Annotated in this window: 20 protein-coding genes and 1 tRNA gene; 13 read left to right on the top strand and 8 right to left on the bottom strand. The window is 63.5% G+C overall.

Annotated elements, in window-relative coordinates:
• The first annotated feature begins 62 nt into the window (after positions 1 to 62).
• From KVP10_RS17535 to KVP10_RS17525, 3 genes are read left to right on the top strand one after another with little or no spacing between them, the layout of a single operon-like run.
• Complete coding sequence (locus KVP10_RS17535) at positions 63 to 1,028, top strand: ABC transporter substrate-binding protein (RefSeq protein WP_246600806.1); 966 nt, start codon at positions 63 to 65, stop codon at positions 1,026 to 1,028.
• Positions 1,029 to 1,886, top strand: a complete 858-nt coding sequence (locus KVP10_RS17530; protein WP_217965988.1) for an ABC transporter ATP-binding protein — start codon at positions 1,029 to 1,031, stop codon at positions 1,884 to 1,886.
• A gap of 8 nt (positions 1,887 to 1,894) precedes the next feature.
• Positions 1,895 to 2,797, top strand: coding sequence for an ABC transporter permease (locus tag KVP10_RS17525; RefSeq protein WP_217965986.1), 903 nt, complete (start codon positions 1,895 to 1,897; stop codon positions 2,795 to 2,797).
• A 36-nt stretch (positions 2,798 to 2,833) separates the two neighbouring features.
• Here the strand turns inward: KVP10_RS17525 and KVP10_RS17520 are convergent, their stop codons facing one another.
• Entirely contained in the window at positions 2,834 to 3,760 is a 927-nt protein-coding gene (locus KVP10_RS17520; RefSeq protein WP_217965984.1) for a CysB family HTH-type transcriptional regulator, read from the bottom strand.
• A 349-nt stretch (positions 3,761 to 4,109) separates the two neighbouring features.
• Between KVP10_RS17520 and KVP10_RS17515 the strand changes: the two genes are divergently transcribed.
• The 5 genes from KVP10_RS17515 to KVP10_RS17495 all read left to right on the top strand — a co-directional run bounded on the left by KVP10_RS17515 (position 4,110) and on the right by KVP10_RS17495 (position 9,517).
• Positions 4,110 to 5,546, top strand: a complete 1,437-nt coding sequence (locus tag KVP10_RS17515) for an ABC transporter substrate-binding protein (RefSeq protein WP_246600793.1) — start codon at positions 4,110 to 4,112, stop codon at positions 5,544 to 5,546.
• A gap of 1 nt (position 5,547) precedes the next feature.
• The gene (locus tag KVP10_RS17510; RefSeq protein WP_217965982.1) at positions 5,548 to 6,471 is read left to right on the top strand and encodes a carbohydrate ABC transporter permease; all 924 of its coding nucleotides are present in this window, start codon (positions 5,548 to 5,550) and stop codon (positions 6,469 to 6,471) included.
• Positions 6,468 to 7,364 (top strand): carbohydrate ABC transporter permease, encoded by an 897-nt coding sequence (locus tag KVP10_RS17505; RefSeq protein ID WP_217965980.1) that lies wholly within the window; start codon positions 6,468 to 6,470, stop codon positions 7,362 to 7,364. The genes KVP10_RS17510 and KVP10_RS17505 overlap by 4 nt, the downstream gene beginning before the upstream one ends.
• 4 nt (positions 7,365 to 7,368) lie before the next feature.
• On the top strand, positions 7,369 to 8,436 hold the full coding sequence (locus tag KVP10_RS17500) for an ABC transporter ATP-binding protein (RefSeq protein WP_217965978.1): 1,068 nt from the start codon (positions 7,369 to 7,371) through the stop codon (positions 8,434 to 8,436).
• 160 nt (positions 8,437 to 8,596) lie between these two features.
• The gene (locus tag KVP10_RS17495; protein WP_217965977.1) at positions 8,597 to 9,517 is read left to right on the top strand and encodes a TauD/TfdA dioxygenase family protein; all 921 of its coding nucleotides are present in this window, start codon (positions 8,597 to 8,599) and stop codon (positions 9,515 to 9,517) included.
• 22 nt (positions 9,518 to 9,539) lie between these two features.
• Here the strand turns inward: KVP10_RS17495 and KVP10_RS17490 are convergent, their stop codons facing one another.
• The 4 genes from KVP10_RS17490 to KVP10_RS17475 form a co-directional block, all read right to left on the bottom strand.
• On the bottom strand, positions 9,540 to 10,163 hold the full coding sequence (locus tag KVP10_RS17490; RefSeq protein ID WP_217965975.1) for a hypothetical protein: 624 nt from the start codon (positions 10,161 to 10,163) through the stop codon (positions 9,540 to 9,542).
• A gap of 218 nt (positions 10,164 to 10,381) precedes the next feature.
• Positions 10,382 to 11,320: a carbon-nitrogen hydrolase family protein gene (locus KVP10_RS17485; protein WP_217965974.1), complete on the bottom strand. Its 939-nt coding sequence runs from the start codon at positions 11,318 to 11,320 to the stop codon at positions 10,382 to 10,384.
• 72 nt (positions 11,321 to 11,392) lie between these two features.
• Entirely contained in the window at positions 11,393 to 12,748 is a 1,356-nt protein-coding gene (locus KVP10_RS17480) for a substrate-binding protein (RefSeq protein ID WP_217965973.1), read from the bottom strand.
• Positions 12,749 to 12,857: 109 nt separating this feature from the next.
• Positions 12,858 to 13,910, bottom strand: coding sequence for a carbon-nitrogen hydrolase family protein (locus tag KVP10_RS17475; protein ID WP_217965972.1), 1,053 nt, complete (start codon positions 13,908 to 13,910; stop codon positions 12,858 to 12,860).
• Between the two features lie 336 nt (positions 13,911 to 14,246).
• Here KVP10_RS17475 and KVP10_RS17470 point away from each other — a divergent pair, with 336 nt between their 5' ends.
• Complete coding sequence (locus KVP10_RS17470) at positions 14,247 to 14,999, top strand: TrmB family transcriptional regulator (protein WP_217965971.1); 753 nt, start codon at positions 14,247 to 14,249, stop codon at positions 14,997 to 14,999.
• A gap of 190 nt (positions 15,000 to 15,189) precedes the next feature.
• Positions 15,190 to 15,265, top strand: a tRNA-Lys gene (locus KVP10_RS17465).
• A gap of 81 nt (positions 15,266 to 15,346) precedes the next feature.
• Here KVP10_RS17465 and KVP10_RS17460 read toward each other — a convergent pair.
• The 3 genes from KVP10_RS17460 to KVP10_RS17450 form a co-directional block, all read right to left on the bottom strand.
• Positions 15,347 to 16,054: a hypothetical protein gene (locus tag KVP10_RS17460; RefSeq protein WP_217965970.1), complete on the bottom strand. Its 708-nt coding sequence runs from the start codon at positions 16,052 to 16,054 to the stop codon at positions 15,347 to 15,349.
• 157 nt (positions 16,055 to 16,211) lie between these two features.
• On the bottom strand, positions 16,212 to 16,952 hold the full coding sequence (murU, locus tag KVP10_RS17455) for an N-acetylmuramate alpha-1-phosphate uridylyltransferase MurU (RefSeq protein WP_217965968.1): 741 nt from the start codon (positions 16,950 to 16,952) through the stop codon (positions 16,212 to 16,214).
• Entirely contained in the window at positions 16,952 to 17,995 is a 1,044-nt protein-coding gene (locus tag KVP10_RS17450; RefSeq protein WP_246600791.1) for an aminoglycoside phosphotransferase family protein, read from the bottom strand. The genes murU and KVP10_RS17450 overlap by 1 nt, the downstream gene beginning before the upstream one ends.
• A gap of 184 nt (positions 17,996 to 18,179) precedes the next feature.
• Here KVP10_RS17450 and KVP10_RS17445 point away from each other — a divergent pair, with 184 nt between their 5' ends.
• Genes KVP10_RS17445 through rsmA form a run of 3 tightly spaced genes read left to right on the top strand, consistent with a single transcriptional unit; the run spans position 18,180 to position 22,901 of the window.
• Entirely contained in the window at positions 18,180 to 20,549 is a 2,370-nt protein-coding gene (locus KVP10_RS17445; protein WP_217965965.1) for an LPS-assembly protein LptD, read from the top strand.
• Entirely contained in the window at positions 20,546 to 22,105 is a 1,560-nt protein-coding gene (locus KVP10_RS17440) for a peptidylprolyl isomerase (protein WP_217965964.1), read from the top strand. Before KVP10_RS17445 ends, KVP10_RS17440 begins: the two co-directional genes overlap by 4 nt.
• 7 nt (positions 22,106 to 22,112) lie before the next feature.
• Complete coding sequence (gene rsmA, locus KVP10_RS17435) at positions 22,113 to 22,901, top strand: 16S rRNA (adenine(1518)-N(6)/adenine(1519)-N(6))-dimethyltransferase RsmA (RefSeq protein WP_217965963.1); 789 nt, start codon at positions 22,113 to 22,115, stop codon at positions 22,899 to 22,901.
• Positions 22,902 to 23,370: the final 469 nt, after the last annotated feature.

Below are 23,370 nucleotides of genomic sequence, written 5' to 3'. Positions count from 1 at the left end.
ATATGCACGTGAATAAGAGTAAACGCCCGCGCGTCCTGGGCGCCGTGGCTGTGGCGCTGGCGATGTTCGCCGGCGCATTCGGGCAGGCCCGCGCGGAAGGACGCATACGCATAGCTGAACAATTCGGCATCGTCTACATCCTGTTGAACATAGCCCGCGACCAGGCCTTGATCGAAAAATACGGCAAGGCCGAGGGGCTGGACATCAAGGTCGACTGGGTCCGGCTATCCGGCGGAAGCGCCGTCAATACCGCATTGCTCTCCGGCGCGATCGACGTCGCCGCGGCGGGGATAGGCCCATTGCTGACCATTTGGGACCGCACTTACGGCAAGCAGGACGTCCGCGGCATAGCCTCGCTGGGAGACTTTCCCAATTATCTGGTGAGCAACAATCCCGAGGTGCATACGATCGCCGACTTTACTTCCAGGGATCGCATAGCCTTGCCCGCGGTCGGCGTGTCGGTGCAGGCCCGTTTCCTGCAAATGGCTGCCGCGCAGAAGTGGGGGCTGAAGCAATACGGCAGGCTCGACGGCTATACCGTCGCCTTGCCGCATCCGGATGCAACCGCGGCTATCGTCTCGGGCGGCACCGAAATCACCGCGCATTTCGGCAACCCGCCCTTCCAGGAAGAAGAGCTCGCGCGCAACCCGAAGGCGCATATCGTGCTCAAATCCTACGATGTGCTGGGCGGACCGGGCTCATCGACCGTACTTTTCGCCACCCGGAAATTCCGTGACGACAATCCCAAGACATACAAGGCCTTCATGCAGGCGCTGGCCCAGGCCGCGGAGTTCGCCCGCAAGCATCCGCAGGCGGCAGCCGACGCGTATGTGCGCGTGACCGGAGCCAAGACCGATCGTGCCTTGCTGTTGAAAGTCATAGAGAGCCCCGACGTCCAGTTCAAGATCACGCCGGAAAACACATACCGCCTGGCGCAGTTCATGCATCAGATAGGCGCCATCCGTCGCCTGCCTCTATCGTGGAAAGATTATTTCTTTGCCGATCCCGATACGGCTGGGGGTAGTTGAATGACAGCGCAGCATCCCGGCATAGTGAAGCAGTCCGCGTTGGCTTCCGGCGCCGTCGAGCGGCTGCGCGGCCCAGCGCTGCTGCAAGTCGACGACGTCACGCTCGAATATCGCGGCAAGCAAGGCATTGTCCGTGCCACGCAGCGTGTCAGCTTCGAAGTGGATACGGCGGATCGCTTCATACTGTTGGGCCCTTCGGGTTGCGGCAAATCCACCCTGCTCAAGTCCATCGCCGGGTTTTTGAACCCGGTGCAGGGCAGCATCCGGCTGGACGGACGCCAGGTGGCCGATCCCGGGCCCGACCGGATCGTAGTGTTCCAGGAGTTCGACCAATTGCCTCCCTGGAAGACGGTCAGGCAGAACGTGGCGTTTCCGCTGCGGGTGGCGCGCTCGCTCAAGCGCAGCGAGGCGGACGAACGAGCCATGCACTATCTCGAAAAAGTAGGCCTGGCCTCGTTTGCGGACGCCTACCCGCATACCTTGTCCGGTGGCATGAAACAACGCGTGGCGATCGCCCGTGCGCTGGCCATGCAGCCGCGCATCCTCTTGATGGACGAGCCCTTTGCCGCGCTCGATGCGCTGACCCGCCGCAGGATGCAGGAAGAGTTGCTGCAATTATGGGAAGAAGTGCGCTTCACATTGCTGTTCGTCACGCATTCCATCGAGGAAGCGCTTGTCGTCGGCAACCGTATCCTGCTGCTGTCGCCGCACCCCGGGCGGGTGCGGGCCGAACTGAATGCCCATCAGTTCGGGCTGCACAGCCAGGGAAGCGCGGAATTCCAGGCCGCCGTGGCGCGCATACACGGCCTGCTTTTCGGTACGGCCGCCGAGGCCGGGCCCGACAGGCGCGTGGCATAGGTGCATAAATGACTCGAGCTATTCCCTTGTCCGCAAGTAAGCCGCTATCGGCGGACCTGCGTCCCGAATACGAACTGCAACTCGAGCCCATGGACGGGCGCCGGCTGCCCGAGGGTGGCGCGACGCTGCCCCTGGCCCGCCGCATCTTGGAAAACGGCCTGGCGCGCAAGCTGCTGATCCTGGCAGCATTGATCGCCGCGTGGGCGGGACTGGCTGCCGTGCAGAACAATGCCTTGCTGCTGCCGGGCCCGCTGGACACTTTGCTTGCCTTGTACGGCGACCTGTCCGGGGGCGAGCTGGGGCGGCGCATCTATGTGTCGCTTTCCGTGCTGCTGCGGGCATATCTGCTGGGGGTCTTGCTTGCGCTGGTCCTGACGTCACTGGCGATTTCCAGCCGGATAGGGCGCGACCTGCTGGCACTGCTCACGTCCATGTTCAATCCCTTGCCGGCGATTGCGCTGCTGCCCTTGGCCTTGCTGTGGTTCGGTCTGGGTCAGGTGAGCCTGATTTTTGTCATCATTCATTCCGTGCTGTGGGCGCTGGCCCTGAATACCTATTCGGGTTTTCTCGCGGTGCCGGCGACGCTGCGCATGACCGGGCGCAACTATGGCTTGCGAGGGCCGCGCTACGTGGCGCTGGTGCTGGTCCCCGCCGCGCTGCCGTCGATCCTGGCCGGATTGAGGATAGGCTGGGCATTCGCATGGCGCACGCTGATCGCGGCCGAGCTGGTGTTCGGCACGTCCAGCGGCCAGGGCGGCCTCGGTTGGTATATCTACCAGAATCGCAATGAGCTCTACACGGATCGCGTATTCGCCGGCTTGATTACTGTCGTGCTCATAGGCCTGCTGGTGGAGAACGGGATTTTCGACATCCTGGAACGCTATACCACACGGCGCTGGGGCATGGCCTGACACGGCTTTGCGACGTGCCGGATCGCCCATGCTGCTTCATTTTCCCTGCGACAGGGTCTCGCGGATTTCGTCGCGCGACAGGCGCGGCGCTATCCGTGAAATGAAGTCGTAGGCATACGAACGCAGATAGGCGCCGCGGCGGACTGCCAGCCGCGTGACATTGGGCTGGAACAGGTGAGCGCCGCTGATGGCATGGAGTTGGTGCGCGTTCACGCGCTCCATGGCCATGGAGGCTACCAGCCCGACCCCCATGCCGAGCGCGACATATTGCTGGATCACGTCCGAGTCCATGGCAGTGAGCACGATGTCCGTGGCGATTCCCGCCTTGGCGAAGGCGGCGTCGATATGCCCGCGCCCGGTAAACCCCACGTCATAGGTGATCAAGGGGTAGCGGCTCAGGTCGGCCAGCGAGACTTCCGGCAGCGACGACAGCGGATGGCTCGGCGGCACTACGATGGAATGGCTCCATTCGTAGCATGGCAACGAAACCAGTTCCTCGAAGTCTGCGATGCCTTCGGTGGCGATGCCGATATCGGCCTTGCCGGAAATCACCCATTGCGCAATATGTTCGGGAGAGCTCTGTTGCAGGGCGATGCGCACTTGTGGATAGGCGCTGCGGAAGGCCTGGACCGCGGCGGGCAGCGCATAGCGGGCTTGTGTATGCGTCGTGGCGACGGCCAGCGTACCGTGCGTCTCGTGGGCGTATTCGTGCCCGGCCCGCTTCAGGTTTTCCGCCTCCAGCAGCAGCCGTTCGATGATCGGCAGCATGCCCTTGCCCGGCTCGGTCAGGCCGACCAGGCGCTTGCCGTTGCGCTCGAATATTTCTATTTCCAGTTCTTCCTCGAGTTCGCGGATCTGCCTGCTGACGCCGGGCTGGGACGTGAACAGGGCATTGGCGGCTTCGGTCAGGTTGTAGCCCCGGCGGACGGCTTCGCGCACGGAGCGCAACTGTTGGAAGTTCACGGCGAAAAATGACTCTGGACTATTCAGGGGCTGTACACATAAAAAGGGGCGCCGCGCTCGCTTGCCTGGCCCGGCACACGGAAGCGGCGCTTGCGGCACAGGCGGCAAGCGCCGGCGGCAATCACTCATGTTTGCATTGCCTGCGTCTCGCGGGGAACGATTTTTTTCCCATTTTCATAGATGAGAGAGGCATAAACGGCGCACCCTGCCGGTGTCGCGGTGCATATTTATTTTTCACCTAACCATGCATGTTCTTCTTCGTTGTGTTGTGTGCACCGCATGTTCAAACTTGTTTTTGTCGAGCGGGGAGGCCGTGGTCCGGCATCTCCGCATGCAGCAACGTTCGGACATGAGGAACAGCAAGATGAAGAAGTATCGCAGCGATATGACGCAAACCCCGGATGGCAAGGCGGCCGGCATGAATGGGACTGCCTCGCAGGAGGGCGCTGCGCGGCAGGACGACAAGCCGATCACCAGGCGGCGCTTGCTGCGAGCCATTCCTGGCATGGCTTCGGCCTTGGCCTTTCCGGGCCTGGTTGCGGCCGCCGGCGGCGCCAAGCGATTTTCCGGGACAACCTTGAATGTATCGATATTCAGCCAGGCGTTCCCTACTTTGTTGCGGCGATGGATACCCGAATTCGAGGCGGCCACCGGCGCCAAGGTGAATTACGACACTCCCGCATTTCCCATCTACAACCAGCGCGCCGATCTGGAGTTGTCCACGCACGGATCGGCATACGATGTGCTCAACGTCACGTTCATCTATTCGAATCGCTGGATCAGCGCGGGCTGGTTCACGCCGCTGGACGACTATCTGCATGGGCCGGATACGCCCTCGGACTGGGGCCTGGACGATATCCTGGCCGGCGCGCGGGCGCCTGAGACGGGCAAGGATGGCAAGCTCTATGGCATTCCGTGGAATGTAGAGGTGGTGCTCGGCGGGGCCGCGCGCTTCGACCTGGTGCGCAAGGCGGGCCTGGATTTTCCGCAAACCACCGACGATTTCGTCAAGGTGCTTCGGGCGGTCAACGGCAAAGACGACACGGCCGGCTTCATTGCCGACAACCATTATGGATGGACGTTCCCTCCATACCTGCACGCCTTCGGCGGCGATGTATTCAGGAATGCGCCGGATGATCTGCTGCCCGCATTGGATACGCCCGAAGCGATCGCAGCCGCGGATTATTTCTCGGGCCTGCTGCGCCATTATGGGCCCGACGGCGCGGTGTCCTATACGGCCGACCAGACCTTGCAGGCCTTGAAGACGGGCCGCGTCAATTTTTCCACCATCGGCCAGACCTATCTCGCGCAATTGGGAACATCCAGGAGCGCGGCCACAGCGGCGTTCGGGCTGGTTCCCCAGGGGCCCAAAGGGCGTTTCCCGGGGGTGGCGGTGCATGGGCTGGGCATACCCGCCGGCTCGAAAAACAAGGCGGCCGCGTGGGAGTTCATCAAATGGGCGACCTCCAAGGACATCGTGGCCCGCGCGGTGGCGCAAGGCTATGGCTCCCCGGCCCGGCGCTCGGCGCTGGAATCGCCGCAGTTCAAGCGCAGGCAGGACATCAACGGCTACGACTTGTCCCGGCTCTCGATCGAGTCCGTGGAATTGGCGGGCAAGAAGGGATACATGAAATACCGCACGGTCTCCATCTATCCCCAAGTCGACCAGCAGATCAACAAGGCCATAGAGCTGATCGTATCGGGACAAATGTCCGCCGCGCAGGCCATGAAGCATGCGCAGCAGGAGACTGTTGCCGAGTTGAGGCGTTCCGGAGTGCGTATCTGACATGGCCACGATATCTTCATCCGGCGCGCTTGCCGCGCCACGGATTGCGCGGGGATGGCCGGCACAGCGCAGATTTGCGCTCTCCCTCGGCCTTGCTCCTTCATTGACGGTGCTCGTGGCGATCACGCTGCTGCCCGCGGCGGCGCTGCTCTTGCTGAGCCTCACTCCCTTGAGCCTGCTGGACCCGGTCAAGACCTTCACCTTCGCCGATCCGCTGGTCAATTACCGGAACCTGCTGCACGATCAGCGCTTTCTGCATTCCATCTGGGTGCAGGCCCGGCTCTCGCTGTATAGCGTTACGCTGCAATTGCTGGCCGGCTTGGGAGTCGCGCTGCTGCTCAATGCCAGACAGGCGCTGTTCGGTTTCATACGTTCGGCCTTTCTGATCCCCATGGTGCTGCCGCCCATCGTGGTCGCCCTGATCTGGAAGATCCTCTATACGCCGGACGTCAGTCCCATGCACCGCCTGCTGCGCAGCCTGGGCATGCCGGTGCATTCCTTGATCACCAATCCGGACACGGCACTGGGCGCGATCACCGTCGCCGAGACCTGGCAATGGTTTCCCTTCACGATGCTGATGGTGCTGGCGGCTTTGCAGATGATTCCCGACGATCCGCTGGAAGCCGCCCGGATCGACGGGGCCAGCTCCTGGCAGGTGTTCCGCCATGTCGTCTTTCCGTATATCCGTCCGGTGCTGGCGATAGCCGCCTTGTTCCGCCTCATCGACAGTTTCAAGGCTTTCCCGCTGATATATGTGCTGACCAATGGCGGCCCCGGTTCGGTTACCGAGGTCACCAACTACTACGGCTTCTTGCAGGCCTTCAATTTTTCCTATTGGGGCTACGGCAGCGCCATTGCGGTGCTGATGCTGGCGGGTGTCTTTCTTTTGAGCTGGCTGATAGGACGTCTTGGGGGTGAATCATGACGAATGCCGGTACCATGGCCGGTACGGCCGCGAGCATCGATGCGGTGCTGCAGGATCCGGCGCGGGCCGCGAGCCGTCGCCCGAGACTGCGCCTTCCCCGCGGATTGAGAGCCGCGGCTGCCATATTGCTATTGCTGGCCGTACTCTTTCCTTTTTTCTGGATGGTGCAGCTGGCCCTGCGGCCCGAGTCAGATCCGTTCGGCAGGTCTTTGTTCTTCACGCCGACGCTGGCCTCTTTCGAGGCGCTGCTGCATGGCGACTTCCTGGGCTCGTTTCTCAACAGCCTGATCGTAAGCGCAACATCGACTTCTTTGTCCTTGCTGATAGGCGTTCCGGCCGCCTACACGCTTGCGCGTTCGCGGTCCCGGTCGCGCGGCAGGCTGGCGCTGTGGATACTCGTCACGCGCATGGCTCCGCCTATCGCATTCACGATCCCGTTCTTCCTGGCATTCCGCTGGCTGGGGCTGCTCGATACCGTGGCCGGCCTGTCTATTGTCTACCTGACATTCGATCTGGCCATCGTGATCTGGCTGATGCGGACATTCTTCGAGGCTATTCCGCAGGCGCTGGAGGAGGCCGCCTATATCGACGGTTGCGGGGTGTGGACGGCGTTTTTTCGGGTCACCTTGCCCCTGGCAGGCCCAGGCCTGGCCGCGACCGCGGTGCTGTGCTTCATTTTTTCATGGAACGACTTCTTTTATGCCTTGATCCTGACCCGGACCCATGCGGTGACGGCTCCGGTAGCCATCGTGAACTTCCTGCAGTACGAGGGCTGGGAATGGACCAAGATTGCCGCCGGAGGAACGATGGTGATGCTTCCGGTGGTGTTGTTCACGCTGCTTGTGCGCAGCTATCTCGTCCGCGGCCTGACGGCCGGCGGCGTCAAGGACTGATTTCATGGCTTCGATCACGATACGCAGACTCGAGAAGAATTACGGCGCCGCGCCCGCCTTGCGCGGCATTTCCCTGGATATCGCCGAGGGCGAGTTCATGGCCCTGGTGGGCCCTTCGGGCTGCGGCAAGTCGACGCTGCTGCGCAGCGTAGCGGGGCTGGAGACCGTCGATGCCGGGGAAATCCGGCTGGGAGACGACTTGATCAACGAGGTCGCGCCCAAAGACAGGAATATCGCCATGGTGTTCCAGAATTACGCCCTGTACCCGCACATGACTGTCGCCCGGAATCTGGGCTTTTCCCTGCGGCTCAAGGGTGTTGCCCGCGGGGATATCGAGCGCCGCGTCGCGGAGGTTGCGCAGATCCTGGGGCTTGCCTCCTTGCTGGAGCGCTATCCGCGGCAATTGTCGGGAGGACAGCGTCAGCGCGTAGCCATGGGCCGCGCAATTGTGCGCAGTCCGCGGGCGTTCCTGTTCGATGAGCCGCTGTCCAACCTGGATGCCAAGCTGCGCGTGCAGATGCGCACCGAAATCAAGGCGCTGCACCAGCGCCTGGGCGCCACCATGCTGTACGTCACTCATGACCAGGTGGAGGCCATGACGATGGCGGACCGGGTGGCGGTGCTGCGAGACGGGCGCATCGAGCAGGTCGGCGCGCCGCTGGACTTGTACGACCGGCCGGCCAATGCCTTTGTGGCCGGTTTCATCGGTTCGCCGGCCATGAATTTCATGGACGGGCGCCTGGACCTCAGCGGACGCCACAGCGTCGTGACCGACGACGGTTTGCGCTTGCCCATTACGCGCGCGCCCGAAGACGCGCATGGGCGCAGGGTGACCTACGGCGTCAGGCCCGAGGATTTCCTCATCGTAGCGGACGGCGGAGTCGGCGGGGAGGTGCAAGTGGTCGAGCCCACCGGCTCGGATACACAGATCTCCGTGCGCATCGGCCGCCAGGACGTGGTGGCATCCGTGCGCGACCGCCGTCCCTTGCGGCCCGGCCAGCATCTGGCACTGGCGCCTCGCGAGGGCGGCGCGCATTTGTTCGATGCCGATAGTGGCCAGAGAATCAATTGACGGCGCTTTTATAGAAATCGATTTTCTTCGCATAGCCGGGGAGCCTGCGGGCCTTGCGTCTTATTTGGATCGGCACGGCCGATTTAAAGCGCGCGGGTTCCCGGGCTGCCTGCCCGTGCGGATTTTTTTACCTTTTTACCTTTTGCATGAAGGATGAATCATGACCACCGATACATTGGATTTGATCCCACAAGCCCTGCAGTCCGCAGCCGAACTGGATATTGTCCCCCTGGCTACGCGGATCGGCGCGGAAATACGCGGCGTGCGCCTGTCCGGCTCGCTTTCCGCCGAAGTGTTTCTTGCCATCAAGCAGGCGCTGTTGCGGCACAAAGTCATCTTCTTTCGCGGCCAAGGGCACCTGGACGATGCCGGGCACGAGGCTTTCGGCCGCCTCTGGGGAGATACCGTGCCGCATCCCACGGTGCCGCCGCCGCAGGGCACGACCCTGCTCGAGCTGGATTCCGAACATGGAGGGCGGGCCAATTCCTGGCATACCGACGTGACCTTCCAGGCCGCATATCCCCAAGTGGCGATATTGCGTGCAGTGCTGATTCCGGAGGTGGGCGGCGATACGGTCTGGGCGAACACCGGGGCCGCATACGAGCACCTGCCTCCCGATCTGAAGGATCTGGCCGGCCGGCTGTGGGCCGTGCACGGCAACGACTACGATTATGCCGCCACGCGCAGCGTCGAAACGGAAGACGCGGGCGTGAAACGCTACCGCGAGGTCTTTACCTCGCGCCTGATCGAGGCCGAGCATCCTGTCGTGCGCGTCCATCCCGAGACCGGCGAGCGCACGCTGGTGCTGGGGCACTTCGTCAAGCGCCTGCTGGGATACTCGACCCAGGATTCCCTGCGCCTGTTCGATATCTTCGAGAGCCATATCCTGCGGCCCGAAAACACAGTGCGGTGGCGGTGGCGGCAGGATGATGTGGCGATCTGGGACAATCGGGCAACGCAGCATTATGCAATCAATGACTACGGCGCGAAAAAACGCGTGGTGCGGCGTGTGACCATAGCCGGGGACGCGCCTGTGAGCCTGGACGGCAGGCGCAGCCGGGTGTTGCGGGACGGTATCTGAGCGCCGGCGCCTTGCTGCTGTATCAGGGGTTTTGCGCCGGGAGTTCGATGCGCTGGGACCGCCCGCCTGCCGGGGTGTATTCCACGGCGTGCGCGAATACGAGTATCTGGCTGCCCGCGGGCACGAGGTGCGAGGCCGCTTTCGGCTCCGCTTCGAGCGTGCCGCTTACCCGATAGTCCGCGGCGAGCCTGCAGCCGCGCACGCTGCCGTCGTTCCACAGCGTGGCATCGCCCTGCGCACAAGGCCAGCCCTGGACCGGCTGGCTTTTCGTCAGGCGCACCTGCCAGTATGTATGCGCATGTTCGGCGCGCTGCATGTGCCCGTCCAGCGTTGCCCCGCGCCAAGTCATATCGCCCGGAAGCCGGATCTCGTCCATGTCTTCCTGCGTGACTTTGTCATGGTCCTGCGGCGCACTGAGATAGAGATAGACGACGGCCCCGGCGGGCAGCTCGAGTTCGCCGAACCGCTTCGGCTCGGTCAGTTTCCAGACTGGCCGGCGGGACCGGAATTGCTGCTGTTCGCGGGCGTCCATCAGCGGCCGGGCCGGCAGCGCCAGGACCGACACGGCGAGCGCCGGCGCGCATGCCAAGGAATTGGAGGACGACGAATCCATGATGTCGCAGCTGCCGCAGCCGGCGAGCAGCATCGCTGCCAAGCCTGGCACGATGAATTTGTACATTAGCGCAAGTGGCCGCACTCGGCATGCAAGCCCGTGTTTGATGAGCTTGCCATTATAGGTTGCCGTGCGTAGAGAGGGCGCAAGCCGCACCCATGCCGGCGGCTGCCCATAGCCGCGGCGGCCGCGCAAATCCCGGCGCGCCGGTTGCCGGGGCCGGGCCGAGCCGAGCCAGCCGCGCTGCTTTTTTATTTCTGTTTGCCCCCGCCGAATTGCACGGCCGGCATGGGCTGTTCGTTGACGTGCAGCGAAAAGACATCGGGGCGGGCATAGTGGCCGACGGTGTCCAGGTCGAACTTGCCCTTGACGATGTCGTCCAGGTCGATGTCGGCATACAGGATGGTTTCTTCTTCTCCGGCCGGCCCGGCGAGAATCTTGCCCAGCGGATCGACGATCAGGCTGCCGCCCTTCATCAGGACGGTGGCCGGGTCGTCGCCCAGCTTGCAGTCGTAGTCTTCGGGGTAGGCGCCGCGCGTGATGTACTGGCATGCCGAGAGCACGAAGCAGCGGCCTTCCAGCGCGATGTGCTGCATGCTGGAGGGCCAGACGGGCCTGTCGTCGGCAGTGGGGGCGCAATAGACGCCTATGCCTTTGGCATACATGGCCATGCGTAGCGCGGGCATGAAGTTTTCCCAGCAGATGACGGCCCCGATAGGGCCGACCTCTGTTTCGAGCACCGGCAGCGTAGAGCCGTCTCCGAACCCCCATATCAGCCGCTCGGTCCCGGTGGGCATGAGCTTGCGGTGCTTGCCCAGCACGATGCCGTCGGGCCCGATGAACAGGGCCGTGCAATAGATGGTGTGTTCGCCGCGTTCCATCACGCCGATGACGACATGGGTGCCCGCTTCTTTGGCCGCCTTGCCCAGCAGCGCGGTTTCGGGCCCCGGGACCACGATGCTGCCCGCGTGGTATGCAAAGTATTCTTCGCGAGCTTTTTCGGTCCGGTACCCCACGGGGGTGTCGAAACTGCAGGCTTTCGGGTAGCCCGATATGAACGCCTCGGGGAAAACCACCAGGCGGGCGCCGGCCTTGCCAGCCTGCGCGATAAGCGCGCACGCCTTCTGCACGCTTTTTTCACTGTCGAAGGGAATCGACCCCGCCTGTACTACTGCAGCTTTGTATGTCATGACGTCTACTCGTTGATGAATTGCTTGCCCGATAACTTCCAGCCATGCCGGCAGTCATGCCCGGCCTTGCTTTCAAGTGTACGAGCCCAGCTTGCATCCGAACAGCCCGGGCGGCGGCAGCACGCTCTGGCCGTCGATAATGTCGACGATCTCGCACAGATCGGCCGGGTTCTGCATTTCGGAAGGCTTCTTGCCGCGCACGATGGGGAAGTCGCTTACGCCCTGGTGGTCTTCGGCACGGAACCAGACATCGCCGATCAGTCCCTTGCGCTTTACCTGCTGTTCGTAGGCCTTGATGACGTCCGGCGGATAGAAAGTGCCCGCGCGTTCTACCGCATCGGCCCACAACGCAGTATTCATATAGGCCATGTAGGCTGAGTCGTGCGGCTTGCTGCCGAATTTCTTCTCGAATTCGCTGACGAAATCCTTGACCATGGGGTAGCGGTCTTGCAGCGTCCACCAGAAAGCCATGGTGCCATAGGCCCCCTGGAAGGTTTCCGCGCCCAGTTCCTCGGCCAGGAAGGGCGACAGCACGGGCACCACCAGCGCCATCTTGTCGAGGATGCCGAACTGCTTGGCCTGCTTGATGGAATTGGCGGCGTCCGCGCCGTAGTCGATCACCACCAGGGTGTCGGCGCCGCTGTTGGCGATATTGATCAGGTACGAGCTGTAGTCCTTGGCGCCCAGCGGGTGGACCTGCTGGCCGACGGTCTTCCAGCCTTCTTTTTCGGTGAATTCCTTCATCGAGTCGTAGGTGGTGTGGCCGTAGGTATAGTCGGGCACCAGGTAGACCGCCTTGCGGTTCTTGCCCAGCGATTTCCCCAGCACGGGGGCGATGGCCTTGGCTACGGAATAAACGTAATACCACAGGCGGAAGGCATAGCGCTGGCAGTCCTTGCCGCTGATTTCGTTGGAGCCGCCGATGGCGACCAAGTACAGCGTTTTCTCGCGATTGCAGACTTTCTGCAAGGCGATGGCCACGGCGCTGCTGACGCTGCCCGATACCATCATGGCCTTGTTGCTGTGGATGAAGCGCATTGCCGCCTGCACTGCCGAATTGGGCTTGGTTTCCGAGTCGGCCACTTCATACTTGATTGTCTTGCCCAGCACCCCTTTCTTGGTCAGCGGGGAAATCTTGCGTATTTGTTCCGCGCCGCTGTTCAGTTGTTCGATGGCAAGCTCGTAGCCCTTTTGCTCGTCGGCGCCTTCCGCGGAGTACGGACCGGTGAGATCCAGCGTCAGGCCCACGAAGACGGAGTCGCCCTCGACGCCCTGGGGGTAGTTGCCGATAGGCGGCTTGTCGCCGGCCGGGGCGGCCAAGGAAACGCCGGGCAGCGCCGAGGCGCCGGCCGCCCCCAGCCCGATTTTGAGTAATGAGCGCCGCGTGCGGCTGTTCTGCGGGTGCTGGTCGATCTGGGTGTCTTTCATTATCCTCTCCTGGTCTGGATGTCTGGTCTGGCCCGAAGCCGCCGGGCGTGCGGGGGCGCATCGGCGCAAGCGTGGCTTGCGTTCCGGCCCTGGCAGTGCGTTGCGGGGTTTATCGGGGGCTGGCCTTGCGGTCGGGCTTTTGTTCGTCGGCGCCGGTGGCCGTCGCGCTTTCGCTCGGTATCGGTTCGGGCGCGGCGGTGCCGTCGGCATATTGCAGGGGCTGCTGCGTGCGGCGATTGATGCGCAGGTCGAAGATGTCGAAGCGGTTGTAGTGGCCGACGATATCGTGCATCTGGCGCGGCTGTATGCAGCGGACCAAGTCCACGTCTGCGTAGACGATGCCTTCGTCGTCGATGAGCGGCTCGCCCACCACGCGGCCGTCCGGCCCAATCACGCCGGAGAAGGCGCTGTTCTTGCGTTCGAATTGTTCGCGTATGCCGGGATGGGCGGGTTCGAAGGCCCTGATGATTTCTTCGGAGATCGTGGAGCACGACACCACCGTGTAGACCTTGCCCTCGAAAGAGTGCGCCATCGATCGTACTTTGATGGCTTCCGACATGTCGTAGTCGGGAGGAGCGACGGGCAGCGCGATGTAGGCGGCGACATGCAGCAGTTCGCCCTGGGCCAGCAGGCTGAATCGCGCCAGGGTATTGGTGTTTTCTCCGCAGGCCAGGCCGCCCAGCTTGCCGACCGTGGTGTCGAACACGCGCAGCGACGAGCCGTCGCCATTGGCCCACGTCAGTTTCTCGGCCCAGGTCGGCACCAGCTTGCGGTGCTTGCCCAGAATGGCGCCGTCCGGGCCGATGAACACCAGCGTGTTGTAGAGCGTGCCTATGCCATGCGGGCTACGTTCGTTGACGCCGATTACCACATGGACGCCGTGCTGCCGCGCCGCCTGCGCGACCTCGTTGATCTCGGGGCCGGGGACTTCGATCGAGGCCATGCACAGTTTCTCGAACCAGGGGCTGCCCTGGACGGGAGTCATGATCCAGTTCCAGTAGGGATAGCCGGGCACGAATACTTCCGGGAACGCGATCATCTGCGCCCCGTGCGAGGCGGCTTCGGCGATCAGCGCGCACGCCTTGGCAATGGTGGCCTGGGTGTCCAGGAATACCGGCGCCGCCTGTACGGCTGCGACCTTGACGGTGGGCAGGTTCAGCATTGCTTCCTCTCTTTGCCGGGCGCGAGCGTGGGCCGGCGTGCCCGGCAAAGAGACCGGCCGGGTCGTGGCCAGTGCTGCGGGCGATTTTATGGCTTGTTGACGAAAATTTTAGACACTTCTAGCTCTAGTCTAAGGAGATATTTTTTGTAAAAAAACTAGGGTTAATACTGATAAAAATTGGATTTTTCCGGAAATAAGCTGGTGAGAATGATAGATTTCACGTAAATATAAAAATATATGTCTATAAAAATAGACATAAAACTGAAGAAGCCAGGGCGAGAGCGAGGCCAGATTAAAATAGGCCGCTGCATACACACGAGGCGGTCTGCCCCTGCTATGGACATCGCAAACAAACTCGCCAAAATCGGCATATCCGGGGTTCTCTACAAGCTGTACGCGGCCGCCATCGAACTGGGCGTGGCGCCCATTTCAACGGTCGCGGCACGTGCCGGAGTCGTGCGCACTTCGGCCTACAACGCCTTGGGCCGGCTGGAACAGGAAGGGCTGGTGACGCTCGAAACCCGCGATGGGCAGCGCTGCGTGATCGCGCACGACCCCACCGTACTGCTGGAACGGGTAGAAGGGCGGCGGCAGATGCTCAACGAGCTCATGCCGCAACTGCGCTCGATGTACAACCGGGCATTGGGCAAGCCCCAGATACGCTTCTACGAAGGCGAGCAAGGCATATTGACGGCCCTCTGGGACACGCTGACCATCACCAGCGAGCCCAAGGTGCTGCGCGGCATATTGTCCATGGACGAACTCATGCAGACGCCCGGCATGGCCGAGATGGATCGCTTCATCGAGGGCCGCGTCAAAAAGAATATCTGGCTGAATGTGATTCGTTCCGAGCAGAAGGACACGGAACCCACCTGGCCCTCGACGACCAGCCAGTTGCGCGAATTGCGTTACGCCCCGCCCGACATGCTGTTGTCCATGACCACCTTCATCTACGACCACCGCGTGTGCTTCATTTCGTCCAGGAAAGAGAACTACGGCCTGATCATCGAAAGCGAAGAGTTCGCCACGCTGCAGACGGTGATGTTCGAGGGCATCTGGAAGCTCAGCCGGCGTACTTCGGGGGCATGAGCCGGACGGGCTGTGCGATAGCCCATGCAAGACGGGCCGTCCGCGGCGGGCGGGAGAGGGCATGCCTGCCGCAGGCAAGGCCCGCTACGGCCGGGCATCCCTTATAGTCTTGCACAGGCTTTCAATTTGACAGCCCTGGCCCGATTGAGCATAATTTCGCTCTTTCGCCCAGTTGTTTCTCTGGCACCAGGGGTCGTTAGCTCAGTTGGTAGAGCACCGGACTTTTAATCCGTTGGTCGCGCGTTCGAGCCGCGCACGACCCACCAAAAACACCGGCGGAATCAAACATCTAGCCCACCATTCGGTGGGCTTTTTGTTTTTCGATGCTGCGCTTTGCCCGCGCCCGGTCAGCGCGATACCCGCAGGGTGCGGGTCGCGCTCAGGCGCTTGTTGCTGTCGGTCAGGCGCACGGTTACCTGACGGGCGGTGAAGGCTTCGGGAAGCTGGACGCTGCCGCGCACGAATACGTATTGCTGCAGGCTGGTATCGCCGATGGGCAGGGTGATGTTGGCGTGCTTGCCGCTAGGATAATTGCCGGCCACGACCAGTTCCAGCGTGCCTTGGTAGGTAGCTGATTTTTTCGACGGATCCTGCATGAGCAGGATCTGGTAGTCCAGGTTGCCGGCGTTGTTCTTGAAGTCGGCCGAACGTATGCCGGGCGAGGTGCCGCGCGGGTCGGGCGGCATGGCGTTGATGAACATCTGCAGGTCGCTGGCGGCCTTGGTGGACTGGGCCTGGGCCTGTTGGACTTGCGTCGACTGGGCGGTGATCTTGGCGCGGGCCTCGTTCAGGTCGTGCGTGGCCTGGTTCAGTTGCGATTGCAGGCGTTGCTTGTCCAGATTGATGTTGTTCAGGTCGTTGTGCAGTTGTTCGGACTGCTCGACCGTGAGCCGCGGCGGCCCGTAGTTCTTCTGCAGGAACAGCAGGCCGCCCGCGCCCAGCACGACGCCCGTCAGCAGCAGGACCAGCCAGCGCGGCACGCGGCGCGGCCGGCGTGTGCTGCCGTAGGCGGTGGGTTTGAAGACGGGGCGCTTGGAAGAACCAAAACCGGGCATTGTAGAAATCCTGTATTGCTTGCGGCATGCCCGTCCGATGGGATGCCGAAAAATTTTTGAAGCATAGTCTGGAATTGGGCGCGCAGGCAGCGGCAGATGGCTTTGCTTGCGCTTTGCCGGATTTCGATACATCCCGGCCGGCCGCAATCCCGCCAGTTTAGCGTTGCCGGCGCGCGAGATCCACCTTTGCGCCCATGCTGTCGACTTCGCGCAGCCGTTCGGGCGTGCCGACGTCCATCCAGACCCCGTCATGGACCCGGCCTGCGACCCGGCCGGCCTGCATGGCCTGCCTGAGCAGCGGGCCGAGCGGCGCCGGCTGGCCTTTTTCCATGCCGGCAAAGAGTTCCGGCCGGTAAACGCCGATGCCGGAAAAGGTGTATAGCGGCGTGTCCGGCCCGGCGCCGGCTTGCGGCGCCAGGGCGCCGGGGTCTCGCAGCGAGCCGTCGGGCTGCAGCGCGAAATCGCCCCGGGGATGATGCGGCGGATTGGGCACCAGCAGCAGCCAGGCCAGCCGGCCCTGCGCCGCCAGCTTGGGGCCCAGGCGCAAGGCCTCGGCCGGGTTCCAGTCGCACCAGATGTCGCCGTTGACGACCAGGAATGGCTCGCCGCGAAAGAAATCCAGGGCCTGGACGATGCCGCCGGCGGTTTCCAGGGCGCGGGTTTCCGGCGAATACGAGATGCGCGCACCGTAGCGCCGGCCGTCGCCCAGGTGTTCTTCGATGAGTTGCCCAAGCCAGGCATGATTGATGACGATGTCGCGGATGCCGGCGGTCACCAGCCGCTCGATGTGCCAGGCGATCAGGGGCTTGCCCGCCGCCGGCAGCAAGGGCTTGGGCAAGGTGTCGGTCAGCGGGCGCATCCGTTCGCCCCGCCCTGCGGCGAGGATCATGGCACGCATCAGAAGCTGTACCCGGTGGTGACTTGGCGTTCGTCGATGCGGTCGAGCAGGCGCAGCAGGGGAAAGAAGGTGCTGTAGCGCGAGGCGACCTGCCGCACGTAGGCGTTGACGCGGTCCATGTGCTGCAGATAGTGGCGCTTGCCGTCGCGGTATGCCAGTCGCGCGAAGACGCCGAGTATGCGCAGGTTGCGCTGCAGGCTCATCCATTCGTAGGCGCGATGGAAGTCGGCGAAATCGGCGGCGACGCCGAGGCCGGCCGCCCGGGCGGCTTCCCAGTAGCGGATCGCCCAGTCGAGCTGCTGCGGTTCTTCCCAGGTGGTGCGCGCGTCCATGACCAGCGAGGCGATGTCGTAGGTGATCGGGCCCGCCAGGGCGTCCTGGAAATCGATGATGCCCGGGTTGGCGCCGTGGCGCGGTTCTTCGCACACCATCAAGTTGGGGGAATGGAAGTCGCGGTGCACCAGCACGCTGGCCTGGCGGGTGTTGTCGGCGATCAGCGCGGCAAAGGCCTGCTGCAGCACTTCCTGGTCTTGCGGGCCGAGTTCTGCGCCGCAGTGCCTGGCCGCATACCATTCCGGGAAAATGGCCAGTTCCTGGGCCAGCCTCTGGTCGTCATAGGCCGGCAGGCCGGTGGTGGCCGCCTGCTGCATTTGGGCCAGCGCCTGCAGGGCCTGCCGGTACAGCGTTTGCAGGCGCATGTCGTCCAGGCCGTCCTGGATGGCCTGGTAATATGTTTTTTCACCTAGATCGCTCAGCAGCAGCAGGCCCTGCTGCAGATCTTGCGCTAAGATGTGGGGCACATTCAGGCCGGCATCCCGCAGCAGGCCGTCCACGTGCAGGAAGGGGCGGCAGTCTTCGTGTTCGGGCGGCGCGTCCATGACGATAGCCGTGCGTCCGTCCTGTCCGTGGACGCGGAAGTAGCGGCGGAAGCTTGCGTCGCTGGAGGCCGGCTCCAGGCTGTCGGCGTTCATGCCGTGGGCCGGGGCGACATGCCGCAGCCAGTTCTTTACGCCGGCGAGTCGTGGGTCTGGGCTGGAATTCAAAGTCACTCCAAAAAAGGGACGCCCTCCAGCGGGAGGCCGCAGCCGGGGTCGGCTGGTCCAGGGCTCCTCTGGGGCGCGTTGTTCTCTATAATACCGGGTCGCCGAGCGTTGCGGGCGGTGCCGGGGCCGCGGCGGGTGTCGGTTCATTCTTGGAGACGTTAGGCTCGTGCGTTGGGTTTGGTGGATGCTATTTTTTGCCCTGGCGGCCCTGCCGGCGGCGCGGGCCGAGTCGCCCGCGGCCGGGGGTAGCGGGGCCGCCACGCTGCCCGAACTCGCCGTCTCGCCCGATCTGCAACTGCACAAGAAGCTGAACGAAGACCAGATGTCGGTGTTCCTGGTGGGCGACAAGGTCGAGTCCGATCCCGACGGCAAGGTCACGCTCACCGGCGCGGCGGAAGTGCGCCGCATCGATTCCGTGGTCAAGGGCGACAGCATCCAGTACCAGCGCTCGACCGGCGAGGTGCATGTGGTCGGGCACGGCCTGATCATGCGCGATGCCAGCGTCGTCACGGGCCCCACGCTGAACTACAACGTCAACAGCAAGACCGGGCAGGTGAACGATCCGAATTTCTGGCTCGGCGCCAACGGCGGCTCGGGCACCGCCGAGCGCGCCGACATCCTGAGCCGCAGCAAGATGCGCCTGGCCCACGTCGTGTACAGCGGCTGTCCGTGCCCCGATCCGGCCTGGTACATCAAGTCGCCCAAGGTCGACCTGGATTTCGACGCCAACGAAGGGGTTGCGCGCAACGGCGTGCTGTACTTCAAGGACGTACCCATACTGGCTTCGCCCTACCTGACCTTTCCCATCAAGAAAGAGCGCAAGTCGGGCTTCCTGCTGCCGACCTACGGCACCACCAGCAACAGCGGCTTCCAGTTCTCGCTGCCGTATTACTTCAACATCGCGCCCAACTACGACGCGACCGTGACCCCTAAATACATGAGCAAGCGCGGCCTGCAGATGGGGGGCGAATTCCGCTATCTGGGCAATAGCTACAGCGGTTCGCTGACAGGTACATACCTGGCCAAGGACCAGGACACCGGCAATCCGCGCTGGATGTACATTGCGCAGCACACGCAGAACCTGGGCGGCGGCTTCAGCGCCATGTACGATCTGCGCCGCGTGTCGGACGACAATTATTTCCGGGATTTCACTTCTTTCGGCCTGAACGACGCCATCACCAACACGGTGCCCAGCGTCGCGCAGATCAACTGGAGCGGCCTGAAATACTGGAACGCCTACCTGCAGACCTACACCTACCAGACGCTGCAGGATTCCACGGCTTCCTATACGCTGCCGCCCTATGACAAGCTGCCCGAACTGCATGTGCAGGGCGCGCGCTACGATTGGGGCGGTTTCGACGTGCAGTCGGACAACTACGTGACGAAGTTCCGCTCGCCGGTGTATACGGGCGACATCGCCGCGTTCGGCAGCGCTTATTACAACGGCCGCCAGATCTACGGCAACCATGTGATGCCGGACGGCACGCGCTTCACCTCGTACGACACCATCTCGTATCCGATCGTGCATGCGGGCTGGTATCTCACGCCCAAGGTCGGCCTGCACATGAGCCAGTACAACACCGATTGGTACGGCCTGGCCGATTACCCGCGCACGCAGTCGCGGATCCTGCCCATCATGTCGGTGGACGCCGGCATGACGTTCGAGCGCAATACCAGCCTGTTCGGCCACGATTCGATCCAGACCCTGGAGCCGCGCATCTATTATCTGCGTGTCCCGTACCGCGACCAGTCGCAGCTTCCCGTGTTCGACACGGCGCTGGCCACCTTCAACTTCGCGCAGGCCTTCAGCGAAAACCTCTACAGCGGCGGCTGGGACCGCATCGCCAACGCCAATCAAGTCACCCTGGGCCTGACCTCGCGCTGGCTGGACGAAAAGACCGGCCTCGAGCGCCTGACCTTGCAGGCGGCGCAGCGCATCTATTTCGAGGACCAGCAGGTCACGCTGCCCGGCGAAACCCCGCGCACCAACACCAAGTCCGATTTCCTGCTGGGCGCAGGGGCCGCGCTGACCGACACCTTGAGCACGCGCTTCGATGCTCAGTTCAGCCCCTACACCAGAGAGCGCGACGAAATGTCCGCGGGCTTCAAGTGGCAGCCCAAGCGGCTGGCCATCCTGACGGCGTCGTACCGCTACCAGCGCGACCCGGCCCAGGTGACCAACCCCAACATCGTCAATTCGCTCGGCTATGTGGACAACAGCACCCATCAGTTCACCGTGTCCGGCCAGTGGCCCATCACTAGTAAAATCTACGGACTGGGGCGCTGGGATTATTCGCTGCAGGACAAGCGCACCACCCAGGCGGTCGTAGGTCTGGAATACAAGGGCGACTGCTGCTGGGCGGCGCGAGTCGTGTTCCAGCGCTATGCGATATCGGCCGGCGAAGCCAACACGGCCTTGTTCTTCCAGCTGGAATTGTCCGGCCTGGGCTCGCTGGGCACCGACCCCATGAGCCTGCTGGGCAAGACGATCAACGGGTACCAGCCTGTCACTCCGCCCATTACACCAAAAACCACCTTCGAGAGGTATGAATGATGCATAGTCCGGATACGAGGCGCTGGCTCGCGGCGCTGTGGATCCCGGTGCTTGGGGCGTTGGCTTGCGGGCCGGCGCAGGCCGCCACGCACAAGGCGGCCGCGCATCATGCGCCGGCCAAGCCCGCCCAGCAGGCTCCCCAGTCCGAACAGTTCGTCGACGGCATCGCGGCGGTGGTGAACAAGAGCGTGATCACGCTGGGCCAGGTCGATCAGCAGGTGCAACTGGCCGCCGCGCAGCTCAAGCAGCAGAAGATCGCCGTGCCCGACTACAAGACCTTGCAGAAGCAGGTGCTGCAACGCATGATCACCGACGAGCTCCTGCGCGAAGAGGCCAGGAAGGTGGGTATCAGGGTTACCGATGCCGACTTGCAGGCGGCCCTCGAGACGGTGGCCAAGCGCAACAACATCAGCGTCGACCGTTTGCGCCAGGAAGTGCCCAAGGCCGGCATCCCTTGGGACCAGTACATCGTCAACCTGCGCCAGGAAATCCTGGTCGACCAGTTGCGCCATCGCGAGGTCGACTCGAAGATCGTAGTGTCCGACGCCGACGTCGATTCTTATCTGCAGAACCAGGGCAACCAGCCCATCCCGGCGAGCCCGCCCGTGGCGCCTCCCGCCGCGGCGCCCGCACAGCCCGAGCCCGCTCCCGAGCCGCCGGTGCAAAAGGGGCCGCGCGTACTGGGCCTGGCGCAGATACTGGTGGCGGTGCCCGAAGGGGCCTCGGCCGAGCGCGTGGCGCAACTGCGCCGCAAGGCCGAATCCGTACTCGCCAAGCTGCGTTCAGGCGCCAATTTCGCCAACGTCGCGGCCGCTTCGTCCGACGATGCCCAGGCCATGCACGGCGGGGTCCTCGGGGTGCGGCCAGTGGACGGCTGGCCCGACCTGTTCATCAATGCCACCAAGGGGCTGCAGGTGGGCCAGATCAGCGGCATCATCCAGAGCGGCAACGGCTTCCACATACTGAAAGTATTGACGCGCGGCCCGGTCGGACAGCGGCCCAAGAGGGCGGCGGCCCCCGCGGCGCCCGAGCCCGCTCCCGGCCCCGGCCCTGAACAGGCCCAGCCGCAAGCCCTGCCCAATGGGCCCATGATGGTGACGCAGACGCACGCGCGGCACATCCTCATCAAGGTCACCAAGGTCATGTCCGACGCCCAGGCCCAGGCCTTGCTGGAGCGCCTGCGCCAGCGCATCGAAAGCGGCGAGAAATTCGCCGATCTGGCGCGGCTGTATTCGCAGGACGCCACTGCGCCGCAGGGCGGCGACCTGGGCTGGCTCAGCCCGGGCGAAACCGTGCCGGCCTTCGAGCAGGCCATGAACGCCTTGCAGCCGGGCCAGGTCAGCCAGCCGGTGCGCTCGCCCTTCGGCTGGCACCTGATCGAGGTCGAAGGCCGCCGCAGCAAGGACATGTCCAAGGAATACCGGCGCATCCAGGCGCGCCAGATCCTGTTCCAGCGCCGCGAAGAGCCCGCCTACGACGATTGGCTCAGCCAGTTGCGCGGCAAGGCCTACATCGACAACAGGCTCGATCCCGAATCGAGCCGGCGTCCCGGCTGACGGCAGCGTGGCCGGGCACCAGGCGCGCAAGCGCTTCGGCCAGCATTTCCTGGTCGATGACGCGGTGGTCGAGTCCATCGTGCGGGCTATCGCCCCGCGGCCGGACGATGCCATGGTCGAGATCGGCCCGGGCCTGTCCGCGCTCACGCGTCCGCTGCTGCAGGCCCTGCCGCGCCTGACCGTGGTCGAAATCGACCGCGACCTGGCGGCGCGGTTGCAGCGCGAATATCCGCCTGACCGCCTGCATATCGTGCTCGGCGATGCGCTGGCGGTGGATTTCTCCGCCCTGGGCGCCGGCCTGCGCATCGTCGGCAATCTGCCCTACAACATCTCCAGCCCGCTGCTGTTCCATCTGACGCAGTTCGCCGACGTGGTGCTTGACCAGCATTTCATGCTGCAGAAAGAGGTCGTGGATCGCATGGTCGCCGCGCCCGGCTCGGGCGACTACGGGCGGCTGTCCGTGATGCTGCAGTCCCGTTATGCCATGTACAAGCTGTTCGACGTGCCGCCCGAGGCCTTCGACCCGCCGCCGCGCGTGCAGTCCTCGGTGGTGCGCATGAAGCCCCTGGGGCCGGAGCGTCCGCAGCCGTCCAGCCAGGCGGCTTTCGAGACCGTGGTAGCCAAGGCCTTCGCCCAGCGCCGCAAGATGCTGCGCCGCGCCTTGGGCGACTGGACCCAGAGTCTGGATTGGGATGCCCTGGGCATTCCCGCCACTGCCCGTGCCGAAGAGCTCTCGGTGGCGCAATTCATTGCGCTGGCCGACCGGCTGTGCGCCGATGGGGTGTTGCGGGGCTGAAGGCTCGCATTGTTCCTCGCTGCGAGCCGGGGACCCCGTAGGAGTCCGAAGCGCAGGCGAGTCTGCCGAGCATCGGAACTCCGCAGGGCAGCCCCGGCGGCTCAAGAACCAACCATCGCTGCAATACACCGAATCCTTGGGTCACAGAGTGAACTCTTGGGCTACTGGGTGCAGTTTTTAAGCCGCTGAGGCTGCCCTGCGGAGTTCCGATGCTCGCCCAAACTCGGGCTGTGCTTCGGACTCCTCCGGGGTCCTCAGCTCGCGCCACGGCATGCAGCGGGTTTAATCCGTTTTTAAACCACGGCTGGTTTAGAAACGGGATAGCAACCGTACAGGATGTCTGGTTGCGAGCCGGGGAACCCGTAGGAGTCCGAAGCGCAGGCGAGTCTGCCGAGCATCGGAACTCCGCAGGGCAGCCCCGGCGCCTCAAGAACACAAAATGAACACCAAATCACTGCCAAGTAAACTC

It is taken from the genome of Candidimonas humi (assembly GCF_019166065.1).
Classification (GTDB): Bacteria; Pseudomonadota; Gammaproteobacteria; order Burkholderiales; family Burkholderiaceae_B; genus Candidimonas; species Candidimonas humi.
Note: the sequence above shows the minus strand (reverse complement) of the source record. Positions and strands in the feature narration are given on the sequence as shown.